Below are 26,439 nucleotides of genomic sequence, written 5' to 3'. Positions count from 1 at the left end.
ATCCTTATATATTCACATATCTTAGATAATATCTATAGCCATTTATATAAGTATATAAAGCAATATCCGGTGTTCCCAGAACACCGGATATTTTTCTTTCATTATATCTTATGAATTATGTCATCACCATCAATAAGATCGTCTTACTATGATCTGATTAATTGTTTGTATCATATAGCGTTGAGAGCTTAACTAAATGAGCGTACTTCTCCGCCGCATTTTTCTCTGCAATTTCAAATAACTGTTTTGCTCTCTCAGGATTTTGACGGCTCAGTGAGCTGTAACGAACTTCGTTCATAAGGAATTCCTGATAGTTGGCGGTAGGTGCTTTACTGTCTAACTGGAATGGATTCTTTCCTTCCTCTTTCAAACGAGGATCGAAACGGAAGTTGTGCCAATATCCTGCTGCAACTGCATTCTTCTCTTCTGTCTGAGCTGTAGACATACCTCCCTTAATACCATGGCTGATACAAGGTGCATAAGCAATGATAATGGAAGGACCATTGTAGCTTTCTGCCTCTACGAAAGCCTTGATTGCCTGATTGTAATCTGCTCCCATAGCGATCTGTGCCACATAAACATAACCATAACTCATAGCAATCTGTGCCAGATCTTTCTTCTTCACTTCCTTACCTGCTGCAGCAAATTGTGCAATTGCACCTGTAGGGGTTGATTTGGAGGATTGTCCGCCCGTATTGGAGTAAATCTCTGTATCAAATACTAAGATATTCACATCCTGACCACTGGCAATAACATGATCCAAACCACCAAAACCGATGTCATATGCCCATCCATCTCCACCGAAGATCCACTGTGATTTCTTGGATAGGAAGTCCTTATCCTTTAAGATTTCTTTTGCCTCGGAACATCCGCATGCTTCCAATGCTCTAACAAGTGCGCTGGTTGCACCAGAGTTCTCACGACCATTCTCATAGGTAGCAAGATATCTTTCTGCTGCACTCTTAACTTCATCATTCTTAGAAGTTTCTGCTAATGCCGCAATTTTATCCTTAAGTCTGTTTCTTAAGGTTTGCTGTGCCAGATACATACCATAACCATACTCAGCATTATCCTCAAATAAGGAGTTAGCCCATGCAGGTCCTTGTCCCTTCTTATTAACTGTATATGGAGTAGAAGGCATAGAACCACCCCAAATTGAGGAACATCCAGTAGCATTGGCTACAAACATTCTATCTCCAAATAACTGTGTCACCAATCTAGCATAAGGAGTCTCACCACAGCCTGCACACGCACCTGAGAATTCAAGTAAAGGCTGTTTGAACTGGCTACCCTTCACCGTAATGTCTTTGAATTTTTCTGATACCTCCGGTTTTTCCTCTAAGCTCAAGGCATAATCAAATACCTTCTGTTCGGATAACTGAGTCTCCAGAGGTTGCATAACAAGTGCCTTATTACCCTTCTTACCTGGACAAACGTTTGCACAGGAACCGCATCCAGTACAGTCAAGAACGGATACCGTAATAGCAAATTCCATATCGTTAAGACCATTCATAGCTGTCTTCTTCATTCCTTCCGGAGCCTTTGCAGCTTCCTCAGCGGTTAATGCTGCCGGACGAATTACAGCATGCGGACATACATAAGCACAGAAGTTACACTGAATACAATTTTCCGGATTCCATGTCGGAACATCCACTGCAATACCACGCTTTTCATATGCAGCTGATCCCTGCGGAAGGGTACCGTCTGCATTATCAACAAATGCGGATACCGGTAAAGTGTTACCTTGTTGCGCATTAATTGGCGTAAGAACATTATTAACAAAGTCAACGACTTCTTTTCTGCCATTCGTAACTTTTACAAACAGCTCTTCGTCCTTTGCATTCTTCCAGCTATCCGGAATCTTTACTTCTTTAACATCAGTAATACCACGGTCAATTGCTGCATGGTTCATTGCAACAACTGCCTCTCCCTTCTTGCCGTAAGATGCTGTAGCAGCATCCTTCATGTATTTTACTGCTTCTTCAACAGGAATGATGTTAGCAAGCTTAAAGAAAGCAGCTTGTAATATAGTATTAATACGTCCGCCTAATCCGATCTCCTTACCAATACTGATACCGTCGATAGTGTAGAACTTAATATTATGTTCTGCCATATAACGCTTCATCTGTCCAGGTAAGTGTTTCTCGATTTCTTCCATATTCCATCCACAGTTCAACAGGAAGGTTCCACCATCCTTTAACTCCTGAACCATGTTGTACTTTCTAACGTAGGAAGGATTATGACAAGCTACAAAGTTTGCCTCTGTAATTAAGTAGGTGGACTTAATCGGTTTCTTACCGAATCTCAAATGAGACATTGTAACGCCACCGGACTTCTTGGAGTCATAGTCAAAGTATGCCTGAGCATACATGTTGGTATGATCACCGATAATCTTAATGGAGTTCTTGTTCGCACCAACTGTACCATCTGAACCAAGCCCCCAGAACTTACAACTAATGGTTCCTTCCGGAGTAGTTGTAGGAGCCTTTTCCGTATCGAGGGACAGATTGGTCACATCGTCTTTGATACCAATGGTAAATGTCTTCTTGCTATTGTTCTTGTAAACTGCAATAATCTGAGCCGGCGTAGTATCCTTTGAGCCCAAACCATAGCGACCGTTAAATACAGGAACATCCTTGAACTTAGATTCCTTTAAGGCTGCTACGACATCAAGGTATAGAGGCTCTCCAAGTGCACCGGGCTCCTTGGTTCTATCTAATACGGAGATCTTCTTAACCGTATCAGGAATAGCATCGATCAGATGTTTTGCACTGAAAGGACGATACAGACGAACCTTTACAAGTCCAACCTTCTGTCCGTTTTCATTCAGATAATCAATTGTCTCTTCGATCGTATCGCTAACTGATCCCATTGCAATGATGATCTGCTCTGCATCCTTAGCACCATAGTAATTGAAGAGCTTATAATCTGTACCGATTTTCTTATTCACTTCATCCATATATTCCTCTACAATGCCTGGAATAGCATCATAGTATGTATTACATGCTTCTCTTGCCTGGAAGAATACATCAGGGTTCTGTGCGGAACCGCGAAGTACCGGATGTTCAGGATTTAAAGAACGACGACGGAATGCTTCAACCGCATCCATATCTACCATATCCTTCAAATCCTCATAGTCCCAGATTTCAATTTTCTGAATTTCATGGGAAGTTCTAAATCCATCGAAGAAATGGAGGAAAGGCACTCTACCTTTGATTGCTGCCAGATGTGCAACTGCACCTAAATCCATAACCTCCTGAGGGTTGCTGCTTGCCAGTAAGGCAAAACCAGTCTGACGACATGCGTAAACATCGGAATGATCACCGAAAATTGATAGCGCATGACTGGCAACTGCACGAGCAGATACATTCAGCACGCCTGGAAGTAGCTCACCTGCAATTTTATACATATTAGGTATCATTAATAATAAACCTTGGGATGCAGTAAATGTCGTTGTTAATGCTCCCGCTGCCAAAGATCCATGTACTGTACCAGCTGCACCTGCCTCTGATTGCATCTCTACGACTTTTACTTCTTGTCCAAAGATGTTCTTTCTGCCATCAGCTGACCATTTATCAGTCACTTCAGCCATTACGGAGCTTGGTGTAATGGGATAGATAGCTGCGACATCCGTAAATGCATAGGAGACATGTGCTGCTGCGTTATTACCATCCATTGTTTTCATTTTCCTTGCCATTGAAATATCCTCCTTAAATTATTTTATCCTGATTAGGGTAAGACTAATTAGTAAGAATCAATTTATGTACACATTCGTCGATTCAAAATTATAGCACATTATTTAAAATTATGAAACATCAAATGTGCCTAATAATTCTAAATTTCCTATAAACTTACTGTCTTATGGTCTTAATTGGATATTCAATGGAAATCCGTGTTTGACACCGTAATCCTATAAAATTATTGCTTTTAATTCTCTGGAATAATAATAGACCTTATCGGAAAGAACCTCATCAGCTGCTACCTGTGTACGATTTACATCCTTTACCATGTCACTCAAGGATTCTTTGGTAAGCTGTTTATGATTGGGAACTAGTATCAATTCATGAATGCTGCTGGGAAGAATATAAAAATCTGACTGTACCTGTTCGGCAAAAGCTCCAAGAACATCCTTATAAAGTAGACATGCTGCACCATTAATACCTTTATGATTCGTTAAAATATACATCTTTTTTTCATTGGGAATTTCATTATCGTATATCATATGATTAAACAATTCTTCAGGAAAAACATCTTCCGAATTGTTCATAAAGTCATTCATCAACATACCACGAATAACGTCATCCATAGTGTTTATGGAAGGTGGAAAAAGCTTTGGCGTATTAAGGGCCGCCAGGCAATGCAGCTCCTGAAGAGAAGTATCCCAGGACTTCATATGATCATTCGTAATTCGAATCGTCCCAATCCCCTCTTCATCATCCCGTATCAGACAATGAAATGTAATGGCCAAATCCAAATATTTTATATGAGGAATATTTTGAAGAAGCTTTTTGTTTTTCTCATAGCTGACAAGTCGATAAATAATAAAGGGCTTCATACTATCAAAGGTATAGGTAAAATGCGGTTCTGTAATCGGAGCTTTCGAATTCAGATAGATATTGCAGATTCTTTCTGTCAATTCATTCATCTTTGTCCCTTCTGTATAGGCTTTGAAGTAGGGATTTAAATAGATATTCGGTGAAAAATTCTTCCCTTCCTCCTCAACGATCAGGCTATCTAGCTCCAACGAGTTATTCTTAGTTACCTTAAAGGTTCGAACGGTATAGTTCTCACCCAATCTCTCCTGTACTGAAGCTATGATTTCATTAATAAACGATTTGTAATCCAATGCTGATTCCCTAACATATTGAATCATTTATAGCGGTCCTCCTTTGAAATGAATATAGTTTTGATTTTACTTTGGGAAGAATAAGATATAACGATCAAATGAAATAGAGCTGAGATAAGAAATATGATTTCGTAAGATTCATTTTACCAGACGAACACGGGATTCGCAAGAATTACATATCCATGTTTTTCCATAAATATTTTCCTTATTTTTGTTCAGTTTGTCGAATAGTAAAATCAGAACTGATAGCAATAAGGGCCTGGGCGGGCGCATAAAAGGTCCACATCAACATCCCGGACACAGTTTCTATGATATCACAGACAGTCGGTGACAAAGCAATATATCCCGTCAGGTTGAAAAGTCCCACATTGATATCACATAATAAAAATAAGATCATCCCTACAGCATATAAAATATTCCCATGACACCTTGGATTTAACCGAGCAGTTATCACAGACATCCATACATTATAAAGAAGACTTACAAAATAAAACGTAGTGATAATTAACAGAGCATCCAACGTAACTCCTGATGCGAATAACAGGATACAGATCACCGACGCTACTCCAATTTTAATGAATAGATGAAGTAAATATGCAAAAAACAGCTTAGTGGTATCTTTTATTTTGCTTCGTATCAATAATAAACGGATATCATACAATTGTTGTACAATAATGAATGTTGATACGCCATAAATATAATAGTCCAAAATCAATATAAAAAGATCTGATATTACAGTAAAGAACAGAGCTGCCCGAAGGCAAAAAAGTATGCCTTTGTCCATACTTTTTCTAGAAAAAAGTACATAACAAAAGCATACAATAATCATGCAGAATTTAATATAATTGGAAAAACGAATACTCCTGCCCATGAAATCCAGAGTCAGAAAAACTGCATATAATATGATTTGTAATATTACGAACAGCATTTGCTTACTCTTAATTACGGGCTTCACATAGGTCTCCTCCACTTTTAAATATTAATGCGTTATTAGAAACTGCCACCTTGTTTTTCAAGGAAGCTGATTGCAAGCTCCTTTGGAACTGGTTTACTGTATAAATACCCCTGTGCTTTATTACACTGTGATTCCTTTAGGAAGCTCTCCTGATCAAAGCTCTCAACACCCTCAGCAATCACATACAGATTGAGATTTCGAGCTAAGGTAATAATCGTTTGAATAATCTTTTGATCGCAGCTATCCTCCATAACAGTATCTAAAAAGCTTTTATCAATTTTTAGATTACTTACAGGAAGTCTCTTTAGATAATTCATGGAAGAATAGCCTGTTCCAAAGTCATCTAACGAAAAGCTTACGCCAATCATTCTCAGCTCCTTAATTGTTGATATGGTGTATTCTATGTCATCAAGTGCTATGGTTTCTGTAATCTCCAATTCAAGATTATTAGGGTTAATGCCTGTCTCATGAATTACATCACATACCAGCTTCACCAGATCCTTATCCTTGAATTGTCTTGCCGATAGATTAACTGCCATATTAATACCGGGATAATCCTCTGACCATTGCTTAAGCTGTGTACATGCCGTCTTTAGTACCCATTGCCCGATTGGTATAATTAATCCTGTTTCCTCTGCAATGGAAATGAAATCATTCGGATAGATCAAACCCTTTGTCGGGTGCTGCCAGCGTATTAACGCCTCAAAGCCAACAACTTTCTTAGTACTTAAATCCATCTGTGCTTGATAATATAGCACAAACTCATCCCGTTCCAAAGCCTTTCGTAGTTCAGATTGTGTCTCGATTTTTTCAGTTAGCTTCTGATTATAAGAATAATCAAAGTATGCATGCGTATTCTTCCCATTTGCCTTTGCAACATACATTGCTGAATCAACATTTTTAATTAATATCTGGGACGTCTTACCATCCTTTGGAGCAAATGCAACACCAATACTTACTGTTACAAAGTACTCCTTCGTAGACAGAACAAATGGATAGCTGAATACATTCTTAATCTTTTTTATTTTTTCTTCGTACGCTAAGGTGTCCTTCAAATTCTGTGATAGCAGGATAAACTCATCTCCGCCTATTCGAGCCAAATAATCATTCTCATCCATAACCTGCTTCAATCGGTAGGTTACATCAATTAATAGCTCGTCGCCGTAAGAATGGCCAAGAGAATCATTGATATTCTTAAAGTTATCAATATCGATATCCATAACTGCAATTGTTTCTTCACTGCGCAAGGTGAGCATAATATTATCAAGCATTTCCGTAAATGCTGTACGATTTGGCAACTCTGTAAGATAATCAGTATATGCCAGTTTCTTCATGCTTTCCTTGTTTTTGTTCAGTTCTTCATATTTTACTGTCAGATCACTTAATGACGAAAGCGTTGAGTTATACATCTCTTCAAGCTCTCTATTCTTGTCCTTCAGCTTATCATTATCCTGTTCAAGCATACGATAGGTTTGCTTCACTTTTTTCACACGAAAACAGAGTATGATAAACACAATTACAAGCACTATCACCGTAGATAATATTAGAATTCCGACTGACTGGTCGATTTTAAAATATCCCATAAGTCCTCCAATACGTTCCCCTAACGTATTATCCTTTGTTATTTTGATTTCAAATACCTGTCAATTCCGGCAGCTGCTTTTTTACCTGCTCCCATAGCTAGAATTACTGTCGCCGCACCAGTAACAGCGTCACCACCGGCAAACACACCTTCTCTTGAAGACATTCCTGTCTCCTCATCCGCCACAATACACTTATGTCTGTTAACTTCCAATCCTTCAGTTGTTGATGATATTAATGGATTCGGGCTTGTTCCTAATGACATGATTACTGTGTCAAGTTCCAGAACAAACTCGGAATCTTTCTTTTCCACCGGTCTTCTTCTTCCAGATTCATCCGGTTCCCCTAATTCCATCTCAACACAACGCATTCCGCATACCCATCCATCTTCATTCACAAGAATTTCTTTTGGGTTCGTTAATAGCTTAAAGATAATTCCTTCTTCTTTCGCGTGATGTACTTCTTCCACTCTGGCAGGAAGCTCCGCTTCACCTCTACGATATACTATATATACTTCTGCACCTAATCTCAATGCTGTTCTGGCTGCATCCATGGCAACATTACCACCACCTACTACAGCCACCTTTTTACCAGCGATTATCGGTGTATCATAACTCTTATCAAAGGCTTTCATCAGATTGTTTCGTGTTAAATATTCATTTGCTGAAAATACGCCATTGGCATTCTCACCCGGAATACCCATGAACTTAGGAAGTCCAGCACCGGAGCCTATGAATACCGCCTCAAAGCCTTCTTCCTCCATAAGTTCATCAATCGTAGTTGATTTACCAATCACCACGTTTGTTTCTATTTTTACGCCTAAAGCTTTTACATTCTCAATTTCTGCTTTTACTACCGTTTCTTTCGGAAGTCTGAATTCTGGGATACCATACACCAATACTCCGCCTGGCTCATGTAATGCCTCAAAAATAGTAACATCATATCCAAGCTTCGCAAGATCTCCAGCACATGTCAGACCAGCAGGGCCAGCACCGATTACTGCAACCTTTCTGCCATTCTTTTCCTTTGGCATCTCAGGCTTTATATTATGCTCCCTTGCCCAATCTGCAGTAAAGCGCTCCAGTTTTCCGATGGACACAGGGTCTCCCTTTATACCACGAATACATCTCTCTTCACATTGGCTTTCCTGAGGACATACTCTGCCACAAACAGCGGGAAGTGCTGAATATTGTCCGATTACCTTAAATGCTTTCTCGATATCTCCATTCGTAATTTCCTTAATAAATCCCGGTATATCAATGTTAACCGGACAACCACCTACACACTTAGGATTCTTGCACTGAATACAGCGTGACGCTTCTGCTTGCGCTTCTTCTAAATTGTATCCATAGCAGACCTCTTCAAAATTCGTTGCTCTAACCTTTGGATCTTGTTCTCTTACAGGTACCTTTTTTAAAACATCCATCTATTAAATTTCCTCCTAAAACATTCCCATACAAATCGTAAACTTATATAACAGTTCGTATATACTTCTGAAGCCTTGTCACATTTATTCTTCGTGGCATTCACATCCAGGATGGTGATGTGTAGCCCCTTCTTTTTCTCTAAGAATCTTTTTACCTCCGGGTGATTTATACATTTGCAGGCGTTGTAATGCCTCATCGAAATTCACCAGATGTCCATCAAATTCCGGACCATCCACACAGGCAAACTTGACCTCGTTCCCTATGGACAAACGGCATGCACCACACATTCCTGTTCCGTCCACCATAACAGGATTCATGCTTACGATTGTCTTAATTCCTAATTCCTTCGTTAGAATACAAACGAACTTCATCATGATCATCGGCCCGATGGCAACAACAAGATCATATTTCTTTCCCTGATTATTCACCAGATCCTTGATACACTCATTGACATTGCCCTTGAAACCGTAAGAACCGTCATCCGTGGTTATGTACAGATTCTTAGCCCATTTCCTCATACGGTCTTCTAATATAATTAAATCCTTATTTCTTGCACCAATGATGCAATCAACATCATATCCGTTCTCCTTCATCCACTTTACCTGTGGATATACGGGAGCTGAACCTACTCCTCCCGCAACAAATAAAATCTGCTTCTTCGAGAGCTCCTCTCTAGGCATATCGATTAGCTCAGATTTATGACCCAACGGTCCGGTAAAATCTCGAAACGCTTCTCCCTCTTCATACTGAGACATCAACTGTGTTGATGGTCCAATCGCTTGGAATACGATGGTCACAGTTCCTGCCTCTCTATCATAATCACATATCGTTAATGGGATTCTCTCTCCCTTTTCGTCTATCTTGACAATGACAAACTGTCCGGGGTAACAATTCTTTGCAACTCGGGGTGCCAGAACGTCCATAAGATAAATAGAATTCGCCAGCGCTTCTTTCTTCGTAATTGTGTATTTGTAATTCTCAGCCATTTCGTTTAACCTCTTTCTTATAACAGAATGCTAATCGTAAACCCTAGATTATTATTACATTATTACAATTATACGGTACATATTTCAAAAAATCCAGTTTTTTTTTGGAATAAGATCATTACTAATTATTTTTCAGCATTTTTTATAGATAATGACAAAATCCTATATAAATTAAATATATTTTTTACATAAGAAGTAAAATATAGGACGATATCTCCTGTTGACTCTGTAATTATACATAAACAGACTTGAATTATCTCAGCTGCTTGCATAATACTACAACAGAAAAATCGTCCTATTATTACTTGTTAATTTTATTATCATACTCTTTTTTTAATCGCCTGCAATATTCCTGGTACTGTTCTTCTTCCTCTCGGCGATCTGCTCCCATTCTGCCTAACCGGTCGCACTTTGACAGCAGAGCAATTTCTTCCAGTTCCACTCTATTCACCATATTCTTTATATCTTGAAAGGGTAGATTCTTAAGGACATAAAGCATATGCATATGGTATCTAACCAAAGCTGACACCTGCTCAATGAATACTTCCTCATCAGTTAGAGCACTCAGAAATTCCCTGCTAATCTTCTCTCCTTCCCGATCATGATCATATGAAGTAATTCTTCCTTTTCTCATACGAGTCGTACCAGGTTTTCCGATATCATGAAGCAAGGCTGCCCACATAAAGGCTTTCGGGTTCTTGCTCTGAGTTATTACTTTTGCAGCCTCATCCAGAACAAGCATGGTGTGGTTCCATACGGATCCTTCCGGATGATACTTTTCCGACTGTTCGGTTTTTTTCAGATCGATTAATAAATGAAAGGGATATTCCTGAAATTCACATTCTCTTGATTTTTCCTGTAAATAGTCAGAAGGCTTCTCATCCTTTAGCAAATGCTCTGTTATTTCATGATATAAAGCCACTTTCATATCATTCGTTAATGTATTCATTCCGATTTACGCATGGGCTTTGCTTTTTCATGCCCAGCCTTTGCCTTCCCTGATATCTCTGGAACAGGTTCTACCTCGTTCTTTTTAACATGCATACGTTGCCTGGCTTCCGTCCCATGGGGTTCAGTAATATCTGGTCTTCTCATACCGGCTTTTGCCATACTATTCCTCCATTCTGTTGAAATAGGTTGTCAGTTTTTCTTAATCGGAAATCACACATCATTATTTGGAATTGATTGACGCTTTGCATTCTTATTCTTATTTTGATTTTCTTTTGTAATAGGCGTCTGGCCTTTCGCCTTATCTACACGGGCTCTCTTATTATCAGGTTGACTATCTTTCGGCATAATATCCTCCTGTATAGTTATATCCTAGTCAAATGAAATATAGTTACATGAATATTATGCTCCAATCCGTTCTATCCAATGCATGCATTGAAAGGTATATTATTCTGTAAGCAAAGCTTTATAATCAGTAATAGTGGACAGATAATAATTGGTAAATCGATTATCACCAGAAACGTCCTTTCCAAACCAATCCGGAGGCACAAATTTCTTAGAGGCTTCTACATCTGGAAATTCCACCTCTACCATCATCAATCCAGATAACTGTTCCCGAAACACATCCAGCTCTGCAGTTAAATGATCCTGAAGCGGAATCAAATATCTCGTTTTATAGACCATATTACCGTCTATTTTCTTTTTCAGGTTTAGATATGCTTCTTCTGTCAAGGGTAGCTCTACCTCATCGTTTATCACCGGATTATCTGACGCATCCTGATCCTTCTGAAGTATCTTTGACTTATAGGTTAAAATATATTGATCATTGCTTTTTCTAATTCTTATCGTAGGCTTATGACAAAGATAGCCCTGTTCAATATTCTTATATGAATATTGTGAGAGTTTTTCAGGTAACTTATGAATCTCATATTTACGCTCAATTTCCATCTATTATTTCCTTTCTATATGGTTTGATTTCTGTATAGCTTTATTTTACTATTTTGTCTTGTTTCTGTATGGTTCATATTTGTGAATGATTTTAGTGTTCCTGTATATTTTTACCTTCTAAACGTTATTCCTTTTTCATCGTATAGGATAATATGATTTGCAGATAATAACGCTATGAAAACAAAAAAAAGCTTTTTTCATAACTTTATATTATGCGGTTTTTGTGGCTGGTGTATGGAATGTATGTGGACAGGACTTGCTTCTCTCAAAAAACATGAGGATAAAACTCTATCCTGTCATACATCAGTATGGATGTTCCCCATCTATGGTTTAGCCGCATGCTTAACACCAATTTGTAATAAACTGAAGAATAGGAATGCACTGGTCAGAGGAGGTGTTTATGCTTTTTTTATTTATATTGCGGAATACACATCCGGTGTAATTCTAAAAAAATATGGTGCATGTCCCTGGGATTACAGTAAAGCAAAACTAAACTATAAAGGAGTTGTCCGGTTCGATTATGCTCCTGCATGGTTCCTTGCAGGCCTCTTTTTTGAAAAGTTATTAAAACGTAATTAGTCTCGTAAATGATTGTAACATAATTATACAGCAGTATATTTTGTCATGCAATTAATATAAATTAAGGTGTTAGTAATCTAATGAGCCATCTCTGCTATATTCATTTCATGAAATAGATATGCTGCTATCTTGAAAGGCTTATGAAAAAGTTGTATACTATACAGGAAGTTTTTCTTACACAAAGCCCTGATTTAATCATATTGTACCTATGTGGTGAGCATTATAATAAAGTTTAAATAATCTACTATAGATATTATTGGAGGAAAGAGTTACTTGTTAAAAGCTGTAATATTTGACATGGATGGCGTAATAATCGACAGTGAACCCATGCACGCAAGAGCCGCATTAATGGCATTAGAGAGATATAATATATCAATTACAATTCATCAATTAGATGAGTATATTGGCAGTACTACTATAAATATGTGTAACCAGTTTATAAAGCAATTTTCCCTTCCCTGTACAGCGGATGAGCTTTTACAGGTAAATGATGAAATGAAGGCGACCTTACTGAAGGATGAAGGTCATACAGTTATACCTTATGTTATAGACCTAATTAAGGATTTACATAAGAATGGTATAAAGCTAATTATCGCTTCCTCCTCACCCTCTGAGGCCATCGAAGAGGTTCTTAGTTCACTAAAGCTTCAGGAATACTTTGAAGGATATGTATCTGGTAATATGGTTAAGCGCACAAAGCCTGACCCCGAGATATTTATTAAAGCTGCTGACAAAATCGGAGTCAATCCTTCTCAGTGTGTTGTTATAGAGGACTCCTATAATGGAGTGACTGCTGCCAATGCTGCCGGTATGACTTGTATTGGATTTATCAACCCTAACTCCGGTAAGCAGGATTTGAGTAAAGCTTTCATTCTGGTAGAAGGATTTGATGAAGTAGATTATGCTTTTGTGAATAAGGTTTATCAGCATGCACATTACGAGCCTGCAACTCTATTCCATACAGATCGACTTACTATTCGCGAATTGTCCCTGGAAGATATTGAGGATTTATTCTTAATCTGTCAAAAGCCAGAAATTAAAAGTTATTTGGAGGATTTTTCTGAAGATCTTTCCATCGAAAAAGACAAGCTTAAGGCTTATATCCGAAATATCTATCATTTGTATGGCTATGGTTTATGGGGAGTTTATTTAAAGGATAGCAATCGCCTCATCGGACGATGCGGGATTGAATATAAATCAGATGATCGAGAGGATTATCATGAGATTGGATATTTCATAGACCCTGTTCATCAAGGTAATGGATATGCCAAGGAATTTGTGGCTGCTACAATCCGATATTGCTTTCAAAACTATGATATACCACGCATTATAGCGAATATTGAACAAGGCAATCTGCCATCTGCATTGTTAGCGCAAAAGGTTGGCATGAAAAAGAAGACTGAGATGAGTCGAAATAATAAAATTTATGATGTCTATGAAATTATAAACACGGGATACTAGGCAAAAGGAGGTAGTTATGGAAGTCCAAAGGAACACAAAGCAAAAGCAATTAATTTTGTCAATTCTGAAAAAGACTGACCGTCCTATGTCTATCAATGAAATATATGCTGATATCGTAGTCGAACTTCCTAAAATCGCCAAATCAACCATATATCGAAACATTGATTCTCTGCTCCAGCAAAATCTGATCGATAAGTATCACCTTAAGGATAATGAAATATTCTATCGTATCAAAGCAGATCGTAACGAACATAAGCACTTAGTAATATGTGATGACTGCAAGAAAGTATTTGATCTTCCATCTTGTCCGATTCATGCCTTGGAGAATGCTATGGAGGAAGAGGGATTCATTATAAGAAATCATCAAATTCAGATAAACGGTTTATGTAAAACCTGTGCCAGAAAACATCAAATAAAATAAATTCAATTTACCCATGCGTATAGAAGGTACTCTTAGCGAATTACGATTATCATGAATAAGAAAAGGACTGCGTGATTGTATCCGCAGTCCTTTCACAATATCTACTTACTGAGTACCTGCTCCACCGCCAGTACCTGTTCCACCGGCAGCACCATTTCCTCCACCAGTTCCACCAGTTGTTCCATTCGTTGTTCCATTCGTTGTTCCACCAGTAGTTCCTCCTGTCCCGTTCGTAACACCATTACTATTCGTACCTCCGGGAGTTCCTCCATTAGCACCACCGGTAGTTCCTCCTGTGGCTCCTCTATCTATACTTCCACTAGTTCCACCTGTAGGTCCACGGTTCATTCCTTCATTTGTTATATCGCCGCCGATTGGATCGTCAACATCAATATCATCAATATCATCTACTATACTATCATCATCCTCGGTTGCAGCGTTATTTGTATCACTGTCAGCCGCACATGCTGCAAAAGCAAACATGGTTATAGCACATATAGCTATTAAAATACCAAATTTCTTTTTCATTGATACTCCTCCTATAAAATATTATCATATTACAAGATTAGTATCTCTATCTGTTGATAATTTATGCAGAGAGTGAAAAACGATTATTATTGGAACTCCGTCATATCTCCACGAAATCTAAGTGGTAAATTATTCCTTTGAAGCTTAGGGTTTACACGCTCCTGAATCGCTATATGATCAAAAAAAGCTTTCCATAAATCCTGATATTCATCTTCCATGAAAGATATATCCCTGCCCATCTCCAGATTTAGCTCAGGTACCTCTGCAATAATCCACTGGCTTCCCGGTACATGAATAGAAGCAAGCTTTCTATTACCATCACATATTATAAATCCTTCTTGTGGAAGCCGATCAACGAAATGTGGGGTTACCAATGAAAGAACATTATTCTTGGGATGAATTACGGAAGTTAATAATCCATTTGCCTGTTCTGAAAAGCGTATAAAACCAAGTAAATGATGTACCTCAAAATTCACATTACGATTTATCTTGAAAACAGTATTCACCGTAATATTGCTGAGATGCTGTAATATCTGATTCCCCATGGCAAAGCCAAGAATAAGAAATCGGTAAATCAGATCAGCTTTTCCGACATAGTCTGATAAAGCTACTCTACAAACCATCTCAAATGCTTCCTCCGATATTTTCTTACGTATACTTTCAGATACCTTCATTGATAAATCATAGTCCGTATCAACGGGCACATAATCAGAGAATAATTCCAGATTGGAGTAATTGCTTCCTTCACTTTTTTCTTCTATTTTAATATTAGAATGCCCAAGTCTTGAACTCCAGGCAATGTAAATTGCAGTAAATATTCCATCTATACTATTATCACATAGGTATATTCGTTTTGTATGCATCACATAATACTCCTATATATTGGCTACCATGCTCGTTCCGGAATATGGGATTTTGAAATTCACATCATCAAATAAGGAAAGCTGCTGATAAGTGATATCCTTATCGATACCTAATGGTATCTGATCCTTAAGAGCAACAAGCTGCCGTGTAATGAAATTCTCTTCGATATTAATCGGATACATCATTTTACCATTACAGGTAATAAAATACACTGCTCTCTTTAATACAATTCCCATTCTCTTAAGATCTTGAAAATCAAGCACCGCACTCTTTCTTGCCATTATGATTCTTTGCGCTGAATTTGTGCCAATACCAGGAACTCTTAATAATGTATAGTAATCTGCCTTATTGATTTCCACAGGGAACATCTCCAGATGCCGTAAAGCCCAATCACATTTTGGATCCAATAACACATTAAAATTAGGGTGTTGCTCATCCAATAGCTCCATGGTCTGAAAACCATAAAACCTTAAAAGCCAATCTGCCTGATAAAGCCTGTGTTCCCGAAGTAAAGGGGGGCCTGCTTCTGTAGACGGAAGTCTATTGTCCTGGTTCACGTTCATAAAGGCGGAGTAGAATACCCTCTTCAAATCAAAGTTATCATAAAGTGCTTCTGCCACGGACATAATCTGATAATCCGTTTCCTTCGTAGCTCCGATAATCATCTGAGTGCTTAGACCAGCAGGAACAAAGCTTCTCTTAATCTTAGGCTTCTTCGTATACGGCACAATACCGGAACTCATGGAAAGAACTTCATTCATCTCAAGATCTTGCTTATCTGGCTTATTAGATGCAATCTGCTTTGGTAGCATCTGATGATCCGTAAGCCCAATGTACTCTCTGTGATTCTGTCTTCCCAGCTGTATCTGTCGAATAGGCTTTAGGATATTCTTCCGGTTCTTATGCGGTGCCAATTCCTTCAAACTTTCCGCTGTGGGCAGTTCCAGATTAACACTCATACGATCTGTATACCATCCCAGCATCTCCACCAGTACCGGATCTGCTCCCGGTATTGCTTTACAGTGGATGTATCCGTTAAATTGATGTACCTCCCGTAACAGACGGACTGTCTCCAAGATCAGCTCCATCGTATGATTAGGACTAACTAATATCCCTGAGCTTAAAAATAATCCTTCAATATAATTCCGACGATAGAATTCCATCGTAAGCTCACTTACCTCCTGAGGTGTAAAGGAAGCTCTCACGACATCATTAGAGGAGCGGTTGATGCAATATTTGCAATCAAATATACATTCATTGGTAAATAATATTTTCAATAGAGAAATGCAACGTCCATCTGCAGAAAAAGTATGGCAGATCCCACAAGCCAGACTATTCCCCATACCGGAACTGTTACCCTTACGATCTACTCCGCTGGAGGTACACGCAACATCATATTTCGCAGCATCCGAAAGAATTTCTAATTTTCTTTGAAGACTCATACTCTCTTGAATGACCATAACTCGCTCCTTATAAATCAAACATTTGTTCTATTAATTGTACCAAACCAAAGCGATTATGTCAATATTTTCTCAAACATTTGTTCTATATATAAGCGATCATCAATATGCCTGTTGCTGTTTACGTTTATGAATTACTAAGGCAATGGATAAAATAGCTATTGAAAAACCTATCTCTATACCCATGCAAACCATAATATCTGACAGATCCGATTTATGAAGTTCGGATATGGATCCAAGTATATTATTCGCTTTCACATACCAATAGGTTGGCGTAAAGCTTGCTACTCTAAGCACTGGAGCACCCAGAAAGTCCTGTGGAACGAACATTCCGCTGACAAAAGCTAAGCTTAACGATACTCCTGTTGAAATTGCAGCTATGGCTTTCCGGCTTTTAACGGTAATACCTACCAGATAACTGAAGCTTAATGCTGTCATACCCAATATCAGCAGATTAACCCAGAATAATAATGTATTACCATTGATTTTCGGCTTATTTAATAGTAAGCTGGCTATAATGAAAACAATAATATATACAACAGCAAATATGATATTTGCGGCTATCAGTTGTACACTCATTTCCTTCTGTGTGAGCGGAGAAGCAGCATGTTTTCTTCGAATATCAATTCCCTGAAAGGAAAACATAACGATGCTAATTCCGGAAACAAAAGCTCCTATAATAATATAACCCAGATAATTAAAGAAATACTGGTTAACGATGTTAAAGTTATTCTGGTCCTTCTTTACCTCTCTATGAAAACGAAGCGGAGTATCCTGCTGTAAGCTTGCTTCAATGTATTTGTTAAGTTCCTTATAATCAATATCAGGAATATTTTTTAAGTATATAGCTGCCATATTAAAATAATGTTCAATTGCATCGTCAACCGTTACAATCTCAATGGAATCCAGTATTGTTTGCTTCTCCAGCAATACCGTACCGTTATTTAAAAAACTCTCTGTAAAGCCCTCCGGTATTGTTAATATATATACCGCACGATTATAGAATAACGCATCCTTTCTTGCTGTCTCATCCACTTCTGGCTCCACAAAAATAATATAATCTTCCATATATTTCAGAAAACCATCAATCAGGCTGCTCTCTCCGTCTTCATTAATTACCATTGTTCTTACAAGACTACGTTCATATTTTTCCTGACCATCCTTGATATTGATATTAATGATAAATGTTAGTACGAGAAATCCGATTCCATAGGTCAGAAGGGATGGCAACTGCTTTCTTAGTATTTTAAAATATGTTTTAAATACTTGCATAACTTTTCCTCCTAACTCCAAGATATGAAGCAATACAAAGCAATACTGACATTATACTGAGGATTGTGGCATTCAAGTAAAATTTCTCGTAGGTATCATAAAAATATACGCTATACATGGAATCTGCCACCAGATTCACAGGATTAATGTAACTCAGGATTGGTACATTTTTTGCAATGATATACTTGATATCTGCATACATCATTCCAGACAAAAATGATCCAAGCATAACGATTGTAGTTAGGATGGCTTCTTTCGCTTCTGTTTTCATTTTCAGCCATACGCCCACCGTACAACCTAAAAACAGGCCAGTTAATGATCCTATGATACATATTCCGAATATAAAGAACAGATTATTACCAAAATCCATCCTAAGAATAAAAATAATATAAAGGAATAAAAGAACAACCCCTATCATATGTCCTGTAAATGCTGCCAGCAGATTGTAGAAATAAAGCTTCATTTTATTAACAGGAGACACACTCACTCGCGCTCCTCTTGCTGATAGATTTGCCTGAATATTTACGACTTCATCCAATCCCCAGTTCGTTGCAAACAAGCACGTCATCGCAAATAGAGCATGGAAGTAAATTGAAGCCTGATTCGGTTTTTTTCCGTTCATTTTTTCTTCCACAAAGGTATCAATCTGCATGACATCATCAAGTAGTCCTTCCGAAATTGCATTGGGATTTTCACTTAAGACAGTAGAAATCACTGATGACATGCGATAATAATTATCTATAAAAGCCTTTACAATGGTCTGATTAAATCCGTTGCTTTTAATCACCAGCTCCGGTTTTGTACCTCCGATAATAAACGCATCAATTTTATTCTCTGAAAATAATATGGCTGCCTCTTCTTCATCACAGTATGTGATATCAAACATTGGAGTCTGATCATTCACCTTCGCTTCGCTCAGTAACTTATTAAAATCAACTGAATCATTTGGCATCTCTTGATATCCTATGGAAATGGTTTCAAAGGCTTCAATTTTCCATAGGTTATTGAGTGTAAAATAAAAACAGGTGGCAAGCAATAACGGGAACAGATAGCTCCAGAAAATAGCCTGCTTATTTCTTAATAAACATTTTAGTCTGGTTATATATAGTTGATAGCTCATATTGACCTCCATTCAGTCATAATCGAAACATTTTCCTCCAAGATAACACTTAATCTCTTAGTTCTTTTCCCGTGATTTCAAGGAATACATCATTTAGTGTGGGCATTTCTGTAATTACCTTATCGAACTTGATATTTCTTTGTGCCATGAAATCCAGTATGGTAACCAGATTATTCTTTCCCTTCTTTGACTTTATTTCAAGCAGGTTGTCATTATAGTTTACCGTGTAGATATTTGGCAGTTTCCGGATCTCCTCTACCTGTCTCTCTTTCAAGTCGAAAATCTCCATACTGATTTTTTCCCCAATGGAAATCATTGCTTTCAGTTTCTCCTTAGTTCCTTTCGCAATCACTCTGCCTTTGTCAATGATCGCAATTTTGGAGCATATCTGTTCCACTTCCTCCATGTAATGGGAAGTATATATTATTGTTGCTCCTTCCTGATTTAATTTTTTTATTCCTTCCAGAATTCTGTTTCTACTCTGAGGATCAACCGCCACCGTAGGCTCATCCAATATAACCAATTTAGGTTTATGAACAATACCGCAAGCAATATTCAATCTTCGCAGTAGGCCACCACTGAGTTTCTTCGGATAAAACTTTTTATAGTCCTCAAGAGATACAAATGCAATCGCTTCCTCTGTCAAACGTCTGACTTGTTCCTTGTCCTTGATATACAGACTGCAGAAATATGATACATTCTCGTATACCGTCAGTTCATCAAACACCGCTACATTCTGCATGATAATTCCGATATCCCTCTTAATGTCATAAGCATCCGGTCTCATTGGCTTACCAAAGATTTCAATGGTTCCTTTATCATACTTTAATAAGGATAACATGCAATTGATTGCTGTTGTCTTACCAGAACCATTCGGTCCAAGTAATCCATAGATTTCTCCTTCTTCAACCTGTAGATTCAAATAATCCAATGCAACCAGCTTATCATATCGTTTTACCAGTCCATTAATGTTAACTATCATCATAATCCTCCATTCTTTTCATGCATTGCTTTTATTCAAAGCTAATCCTGTTGTCTGTCTGCATACAGTATATAAATGTCTGTATTCTTCATTTCCACAGGCTAACTTATTTTCTGATAATACTATACACAATGGAAGGAATATATCATAGTGAAGTGCGTCACTATATCGAATGACAAATGTCATATTTATATTTCGATGGAATTCATCCAGCTCCGCTTCACTCATCAGGCTTTGTCAATGAAAAGCAGACAAAAACCGGGGTCGTTGGCCACAAGCATTTTTTTGCCTGTAACCTGCAACCCCGGTTTATGTCCATGTATGAGTTCATTCAACCTAATATTCTACCTTATTTTATAAGTCTTGAGATTTCCTTGAAGGTGTCCGTTTTAGCAACTCTGGTTAATTCAAAAAGAATCGCTTCATATGTGGTTAATAACGCTCCTTCAGCAGCTGCTCTTTGTGTTGCGATCAGACGATCATTTTGCTTTCTAGACCCAATGCAATCCTCTACTAAGATAACATGGTAGCCTCTCTCAAGAAGATCAATAACGGTTTGTAGTACGCAGATATGGGCTTCCACTCCACAGACAATAATGTTTCTCTTGCCACTTTCCTCAATTTTCTTAAGAATTGCTTCATCCTCCGCGCAGCTGAAGGTTACCTTATCATAATATTCAAAATTATCCCCATAGGCATTCGCCAGAATCGGGACCGTCATGCCTATTCCTTTGGTATATTGCTGCGTTACAATCATCGGAATTCCCAACGTAACCAGCCCCTTCATCAGTATCTCCGTATTATGTAGTAAAGCTTCTTTATTATCCATAACAGGGACAAGGCGTTCCTGAAAATCTATAATCAGGGCAATTGTATCTTCCGCTAATACTCTCATGTATCATTCTCCTTCTTCAGTAATAATATTAACACCCTTCACATATCCATATATATTCCCATATGTTCATCACTATAAATGCTTTAAATGGATTTTCGAGATTTCTCGATTGAAGGATACACGTATTATAGCATCCGCTTTTCCTACTTACAAGAGAAAGAATACATTATAAAGTTTCCTGGAATATAGAACAACGAAGCACAAGCTTGACATAATAAAGCTACCATGCAATACTAAAACTGTATCAATTTAACTATATCAGTACAGGCATGCAAATAAAGAACCAGATTGGAATGTAATAAGGAGTATCTATGTACGAAATCATTGATAAATTATTGTTATTCCTATGCAGTATTGTCTTTTATCTTCTTAATTTTAATAATATTTATGCGATTATTCCGGTTATTATTGTAGTTGTAGTAAGTAGTCTTATCACCTATTTTGACAACGATTGGATCCGATTAGCCGGTCTTCTCATAGTTACTTTACTCTGCCTTGCATTCCCAACCTTTATCGTCTTTCTCCCCATTCTGATATATGATGTGGTACGATCAAAATATCAAATAGCCATAATTATCGTTCCCCTCATAATGATTGTGTTATACTCCTATTATTCATTAGTGGAATATTTAATCATGTTCATCCTAATTCTCTTCGCGATCCTGCTTAAACATAGAACAGATCGCTTGAATACCCTACGGACAGAATATAACGACTTAAGAGACAATACAACTCATATGTCCTTACTTCTACAAGAGCAAAATAGGAACCTGTTACAAAATCAGGACTATGAAATTAATCTTGCTACTTTAAATGAACGAAATCGTATTTCACGAGAATTGCATGATAGTATTGGTCATATGTTGTCCAGAGCTTTGTTACAGGTTGGCGCTTTGTTAACCGTCACACAGGATGAAGCAACTAAAGAAGGTCTCACAGTATTAAAAGAATCCTTATCAGAGGGTATGAATCAGATTAGAAGTACCATCCATCAAATGTACGATGAATCCATCGATTTATTCTCTCAGATTGATACCCTGGTAAAGAACTTCACCTTCTGTCCCATTAATTATGAATATGATATCAGCAATTCACCAGAACTACAGCTGAGGCAATCCATAATTGCCATAATCAAAGAGGCTCTGGCCAATATTATTCAGCATTCCGATGCAACCAAGGTATCCATACTTCTACGGGAGCATCCTGCCATGTATCAATTGATTATCCGAGATAACGGTACAATCACAGAAGAAAAGAGAGCTATTCTATCCAATGCCTTTGAAAAACAGGAGTTCGGAGAAGGCTTGGGATTGCAAAATATTAGTAATCGTGTGAAAAGCTTTGATGGCTTCATTAATTTCTCCACAGAGAACGGTTTTCAATTATTTATTTCATTCCCTCGTAAAAATGAGAATAATTAAATACGAATAATCATGAACCATTCTATCCATTAAATAATACTCTCTTATGAAAGGTTTGGTATGAAATGAATGTCTTATTAATCGATGATGATATACTGGTATGCTCCTCCCTTAAAATCATTCTGTCATCTGATCCGGATATCACAGTGATTGGTACCGGGAATAACGGCAAGGATGGAATCGAGCTATATCGCAAGCTAAAGCCTGATGTCATGCTTATGGATATTCGTATGGAGCCCATGAGCGGACTTGAAGCCGGCGAAAGCATATTAAAGGAGTTTCCACAGGCGAAAATTCTTTATTTGACTACATTTCTCGATGATGAATACATCATAAAAGCATTACACATTGGAGCCAAGGGCTATATGTTAAAGCAGAATTATGAAAGCATCATACCCTCTATAAAGGCTGTCCACATGGGACAGAACGTGTTTGACAACGAAATCGTTACAAAGCTGCCTATGCTTATTGGGAAAGCCACAGATCATAAAAGCTACAGTCGTTATGGTATTACAGAAAAGGAATATGAAATCATTACAAAGATATCGGACGGCTTGTCCAATAAAGAAATCTCAGAGCTCCTATTCCTTAGCGAGGGAACCATACGTAATAATATCAGTACGATTCTTGAAAAGCTGAATCTACGCGACCGCACACAAATCGCTATCTTTTATTATAAGAACATACGGTAGCGGATTTCTTGACACCCAACAATAGAAAGTACGCTTCTATGAATTTTCTATTGTCATTAACAGAAAAGGCTGTAAAAATATAATAGAAGGGCATATGGCTTACCATAATACACTGTTGGAAGAACAAAGTTGTTAAATTCTGTATGGATAGGACGAACTTTTTATGTTCGTCTGAAATATACAGAATTAACAATTTGTACTTCCGTCTGTTTGTGAGGTAAGCCATATGCCCTTCTATTATATTTTTCACAGTTCTTCCGTATACATGTGAATATGCTTCAACCAGTCACCCTTCATTTACCCCTTCATATAATACTGTATAAGCAAAAATGGAGGAATACTATGGGTGAATTACTAAAAATCGATCACATCAGCTATACCTATCATAGCCTTGAAGGGGAAACACCGGCTCTTTTCGATGTTTCTTTTCATGTCAACGATGGTGAATTTGTTGCTATTGTAGGACCAAGTGGTTGCGGCAAATCCACCTTGCTTTCATTGATTGCCGGTTTAATCTCTCCCAGCAGTGGTTTCATATATATTAATGGAAAGGACATAAAATCCTCCGGTAAAAACATTGGCTATATGCTCCAGAAGGACCATCTACTAGATTGGCGCAACACGCTGAAAAATGTTACACTCGGACTGGAAATACAGCATAAGCTTTCAGAAAACAGCTATGTTCAAATTAATGATTTGATGAACACTTATGGGCTTATTACGTTCCAAAATTCAAAGCCATCGGAATTATCCGGTGGGATGCGGCAAAGAGCAGCCCTGATTCGTACCTTACTACTGGAACCAGATATTTTACTATTAGATGAGCCATTTTCCGCCCTGGATTATCAAACCCGCCTTGAAGTAGCGGACGATATCTGGGGTATTATTCGTAAAGAGAAGAAAACCGCTATTCTTATCACACATGATATCTCCGAAGCAATTAGTATGGCTGATCGGGTTATCGTACTATCTTCCCGACCTGGCACCGTAAAGAAAATCTTTGATATAAAGCTTTCCCTCGATAACCGCACACCTTTTGCTACAAGAAGTGCACCCGAGTTCAAAGAGTATTTTAACTTAATCTGGAAGGAGCTTAATCACCATGAGCAGGAAACGTAACAAGGTTATCAGTGAAAGCTTAAGCATTTCCGCTGCTCAACAAGCTTATGTCAGAAAGTATGTATCAAGGCTCCGGTGGATTCGGTTTTATCAAATTATTATTTTGATTAGTTTTATTGCAATCTGGGAAATAACGGCGCAGCTTGGCATTCTGAATTCCTTTGTTTTTTCCAGCCCTTCCAGGATTATTACAACAATAATAGATATGACGGCCAGTGGACAGCTTCTCTATCATATCGGTGTAACTCTTATGGAAACACTCATCAGTTTTGCATTGGTAAATATAATCGGTCTAATCATTGCAGTTATCCTATGGTGGAATGATAATATATCAAAGGTACTGGAACCTTATCTGATTGTATTAAATAGCCTTCCAAAATCAGCATTGGCTCCGGTATTTATTGTATGGCTAGGCAATAACATAAAAACCATCATCGTTGCTGCTGTATCCGTGGCCTTATTCGGATCCATCATCACCTTATATTCTAACTTTAAAGCGGTGGAAGAGGACAAAATTAAACTTATATACACTCTCGGAGGCAAGAAACGCGACGTTCTGCTTAAAGTAATTCTTCCCTCCAATATACCATCCATAATCAGTCTGATGAAGGTTAACATCGGTCTATCCCTAGTGGGTGTTATCATAGGGGAATTCTTAGCAGCAAAAGCCGGATTGGGTTATCTCATAATCTATGGAAGTCAGGTATTTAAGCTTGACTGGGTTGTTATGAGTATTGTTATCCTTTGCATAGTTGCTACCGGTCTATATAAGATTCTAACTTACTTCGAAAAGAAATACCATTGATAAGATTATTATTGCTATTGCTCCCGTATGAAGCTTGGAAAGTCAAAAAGCGGATGTCTTCATCCGTTATTGACTTTCCAGTTTTTTGGGTCTGTTCACAAAAGTAGCCATTATTTCCTTGCTATATATTTACACGTCTAGTAGAATAGGATTATAACGAAGAATGGGGGGCCAGAAATGAAAGATTTTGTGATAACTGCTGATTCAAACTCCGACTTACCTGAGGATTACATTAAAGAGAATAAAATAGGAATTATTCCTCATTATTATGATTTGGAGGGAACGACTTATGGTGATGAGGTTAATCTAACTCCAAAAGAATTCTATGATAAAATGAGAAATGGCATTATGCCTACCACAATGGCAAGTAATCCGGAAGTAATCCGAAAAACCTTTCAGAACTATGTGGATCAGGGTTTGGATATATTACACATCAGCTTTTCATCCGCATTAAGCGGTGGTTGCAGCAATGTTACAGCTGGGGCTTTGGAGATATGCGAAGAAAATCCCGGTGCTAAAATTATTGTTATCGATACGTTGAATGCCTCCCTTGGAGAAGGCATGTCTATTATGAAGGCAGTTCGTATGAAGGAAGAAGGAAAATCCTTAGAAGAAATAGCTACCTGGTTGGAAGAACATAAGCAGGAATTCTGTGTACGTTTTACCGTTGATGACTTAGGTCACCTGCATCGTGGTGGTAGAATATCCAAATCAACTGCAATTATTGGTACTATGATAAATATTAAACCGATTCTATACATAAATAACGATGGTCAGCTAGTGTCTCTCACCTCTGTCAGAGGAAGAAAAAAATCTCTGTCAACCTTATGTAACAACATGTTAGAAAGTATGGGAAAATATAAGGATGAAGAAGACATAATCTGTATTGCCCACGGAGATGCCCTTGAGGATGCTTTATATCTGGAAGCTCTCGTTAAAGAAAAGCTTCCTCATAAGAAAACGATAATCAACTACGTCAGTCCCAGCATTGGAGCACACTCCGGTCCCGGTGCCATCGGATTGTGTTTTATGGGAGAAAAAAGATAGAACTTGTAATTCTTAATATCACTTAAAAAAGGAACTGTTGCGTCATATTTGTACAGTGATAATTACTTACTATAATACACTG

At 37.9% G+C, this 26,439-nt stretch carries 25 protein-coding genes; 8 read left to right on the top strand and 17 right to left on the bottom strand.

Going from position 1 to position 26,439, the window contains the following annotated elements; all coding sequences use genetic code 11:
* Positions 1-157 precede the first annotated feature (157 nt).
* The 10 genes from nifJ to H0486_RS05465 form a co-directional block, all read right to left on the bottom strand.
* Complete coding sequence (nifJ, locus tag H0486_RS05505; RefSeq protein WP_228352042.1) at positions 158-3,697, bottom strand: pyruvate:ferredoxin (flavodoxin) oxidoreductase; 3,540 nt, start codon at positions 3,695-3,697, stop codon at positions 158-160.
* A gap of 213 nt (positions 3,698-3,910) precedes the next feature.
* Positions 3,911-4,873 (bottom strand): DUF5688 family protein, encoded by a 963-nt coding sequence (locus tag H0486_RS05500; protein WP_228352041.1) that lies wholly within the window; start codon positions 4,871-4,873, stop codon positions 3,911-3,913.
* A 178-nt stretch (positions 4,874-5,051) separates the two neighbouring features.
* Positions 5,052-5,801 carry a hypothetical protein gene (locus H0486_RS05495; protein WP_228352040.1) on the bottom strand — a complete coding sequence of 250 codons (750 nt, stop codon included), beginning with the start codon at positions 5,799-5,801 and terminating at the stop codon, positions 5,052-5,054.
* A 35-nt stretch (positions 5,802-5,836) separates the two neighbouring features.
* The gene (locus tag H0486_RS05490; protein ID WP_228352039.1) at positions 5,837-7,384 is read right to left on the bottom strand and encodes a putative bifunctional diguanylate cyclase/phosphodiesterase; all 1,548 of its coding nucleotides are present in this window, start codon (positions 7,382-7,384) and stop codon (positions 5,837-5,839) included.
* Between the two features lie 38 nt (positions 7,385-7,422).
* Positions 7,423-8,808: an NADPH-dependent glutamate synthase gene (gene gltA / locus H0486_RS05485; RefSeq protein WP_228352038.1), complete on the bottom strand. Its 1,386-nt coding sequence runs from the start codon at positions 8,806-8,808 to the stop codon at positions 7,423-7,425.
* An 84-nt stretch (positions 8,809-8,892) separates the two neighbouring features.
* Positions 8,893-9,795 (bottom strand): sulfide/dihydroorotate dehydrogenase-like FAD/NAD-binding protein, encoded by a 903-nt coding sequence (locus H0486_RS05480; protein WP_228352037.1) that lies wholly within the window; start codon positions 9,793-9,795, stop codon positions 8,893-8,895.
* 301 nt (positions 9,796-10,096) lie between these two features.
* Complete coding sequence (locus H0486_RS05475; RefSeq protein ID WP_228352036.1) at positions 10,097-10,744, bottom strand: HDIG domain-containing metalloprotein; 648 nt, start codon at positions 10,742-10,744, stop codon at positions 10,097-10,099.
* Complete coding sequence (locus H0486_RS05470) at positions 10,741-10,905, bottom strand: hypothetical protein (protein WP_228352035.1); 165 nt, start codon at positions 10,903-10,905, stop codon at positions 10,741-10,743. Before H0486_RS05470 ends, H0486_RS05475 begins: the two co-directional genes overlap by 4 nt.
* Before the next feature lie 51 nt (positions 10,906-10,956).
* Entirely contained in the window at positions 10,957-11,091 is a 135-nt protein-coding gene (locus H0486_RS18300) for a hypothetical protein (RefSeq protein WP_267023374.1), read from the bottom strand.
* 99 nt (positions 11,092-11,190) lie between these two features.
* A complete protein-coding gene (locus H0486_RS05465) occupies positions 11,191-11,691 on the bottom strand; it encodes a CYTH domain-containing protein (RefSeq protein WP_228352034.1) in 501 nt (166 codons plus the stop codon).
* A gap of 174 nt (positions 11,692-11,865) precedes the next feature.
* Here H0486_RS05465 and H0486_RS05460 point away from each other — a divergent pair, with 174 nt between their 5' ends.
* The 3 genes from H0486_RS05460 (at position 11,866) to H0486_RS05450 (ending at position 14,152) form a co-directional block, all read left to right on the top strand.
* Positions 11,866-12,270 carry a putative ABC transporter permease gene (locus tag H0486_RS05460; RefSeq protein ID WP_228352033.1) on the top strand — a complete coding sequence of 135 codons (405 nt, stop codon included), beginning with the start codon at positions 11,866-11,868 and terminating at the stop codon, positions 12,268-12,270.
* Between the two features lie 273 nt (positions 12,271-12,543).
* Positions 12,544-13,731 carry a beta-phosphoglucomutase family hydrolase gene (locus tag H0486_RS05455; RefSeq protein ID WP_228352032.1) on the top strand — a complete coding sequence of 396 codons (1,188 nt, stop codon included), beginning with the start codon at positions 12,544-12,546 and terminating at the stop codon, positions 13,729-13,731.
* 16 nt (positions 13,732-13,747) lie between these two features.
* Positions 13,748-14,152 (top strand): Fur family transcriptional regulator, encoded by a 405-nt coding sequence (locus H0486_RS05450; RefSeq protein ID WP_228352031.1) that lies wholly within the window; start codon positions 13,748-13,750, stop codon positions 14,150-14,152.
* Between the two features lie 105 nt (positions 14,153-14,257).
* Here the strand turns inward: H0486_RS05450 and H0486_RS05445 are convergent, their stop codons facing one another.
* From H0486_RS05445 to H0486_RS05415, 7 genes are all read right to left on the bottom strand, one after another.
* Entirely contained in the window at positions 14,258-14,680 is a 423-nt protein-coding gene (locus H0486_RS05445) for a hypothetical protein (protein WP_228352030.1), read from the bottom strand.
* Positions 14,681-14,766: 86 nt separating this feature from the next.
* Positions 14,767-15,543: a TIGR03915 family putative DNA repair protein gene (locus H0486_RS05440; RefSeq protein ID WP_228352029.1), complete on the bottom strand. Its 777-nt coding sequence runs from the start codon at positions 15,541-15,543 to the stop codon at positions 14,767-14,769.
* Positions 15,544-15,555: 12 nt separating this feature from the next.
* Entirely contained in the window at positions 15,556-17,004 is a 1,449-nt protein-coding gene (locus tag H0486_RS05435) for a putative DNA modification/repair radical SAM protein (protein ID WP_228352028.1), read from the bottom strand.
* Positions 17,005-17,106: 102 nt separating this feature from the next.
* Positions 17,107-18,276, bottom strand: coding sequence for an ABC transporter permease (locus tag H0486_RS05430; protein WP_228352027.1), 1,170 nt, complete (start codon positions 18,274-18,276; stop codon positions 17,107-17,109).
* Positions 18,263-19,396 (bottom strand): ABC transporter permease, encoded by a 1,134-nt coding sequence (locus H0486_RS05425; RefSeq protein WP_228352026.1) that lies wholly within the window; start codon positions 19,394-19,396, stop codon positions 18,263-18,265. Before H0486_RS05425 ends, H0486_RS05430 begins: the two co-directional genes overlap by 14 nt.
* A gap of 49 nt (positions 19,397-19,445) precedes the next feature.
* Positions 19,446-20,378: an ABC transporter ATP-binding protein gene (locus tag H0486_RS05420; protein WP_228354369.1), complete on the bottom strand. Its 933-nt coding sequence runs from the start codon at positions 20,376-20,378 to the stop codon at positions 19,446-19,448.
* 349 nt (positions 20,379-20,727) lie between these two features.
* Positions 20,728-21,273, bottom strand: coding sequence for an isochorismatase family protein (locus tag H0486_RS05415; protein ID WP_228352025.1), 546 nt, complete (start codon positions 21,271-21,273; stop codon positions 20,728-20,730).
* Between the two features lie 311 nt (positions 21,274-21,584).
* Between H0486_RS05415 and H0486_RS05410 the strand changes: the two genes are divergently transcribed.
* From H0486_RS05410 to H0486_RS05390, 5 genes are all read left to right on the top strand, one after another.
* Positions 21,585-22,694 (top strand): sensor histidine kinase, encoded by a 1,110-nt coding sequence (locus H0486_RS05410; protein WP_228352024.1) that lies wholly within the window; start codon positions 21,585-21,587, stop codon positions 22,692-22,694.
* 65 nt (positions 22,695-22,759) lie between these two features.
* Positions 22,760-23,386 (top strand): response regulator transcription factor, encoded by a 627-nt coding sequence (locus H0486_RS05405; protein ID WP_228352023.1) that lies wholly within the window; start codon positions 22,760-22,762, stop codon positions 23,384-23,386.
* 342 nt (positions 23,387-23,728) lie between these two features.
* Positions 23,729-24,505 (top strand): ABC transporter ATP-binding protein, encoded by a 777-nt coding sequence (locus H0486_RS05400; protein ID WP_228352022.1) that lies wholly within the window; start codon positions 23,729-23,731, stop codon positions 24,503-24,505.
* Positions 24,489-25,310 (top strand): ABC transporter permease, encoded by an 822-nt coding sequence (locus H0486_RS05395; protein ID WP_228352021.1) that lies wholly within the window; start codon positions 24,489-24,491, stop codon positions 25,308-25,310. The genes H0486_RS05400 and H0486_RS05395 overlap by 17 nt, the downstream gene beginning before the upstream one ends.
* 177 nt (positions 25,311-25,487) lie before the next feature.
* On the top strand, positions 25,488-26,357 hold the full coding sequence (locus H0486_RS05390; protein WP_228352020.1) for a DegV family protein: 870 nt from the start codon (positions 25,488-25,490) through the stop codon (positions 26,355-26,357).
* Positions 26,358-26,439 lie beyond the last annotated feature (82 nt).

Origin of the sequence: Variimorphobacter saccharofermentans (assembly GCF_014174405.1) — a bacterium.
GTDB classification, from domain to species: domain Bacteria; phylum Bacillota; class Clostridia; order Lachnospirales; family Lachnospiraceae; genus Mobilitalea; species Mobilitalea saccharofermentans.
The sequence above is the reverse complement of the archived record's forward strand: the minus strand, read 5'-3'. Positions and strand labels throughout refer to the sequence as shown.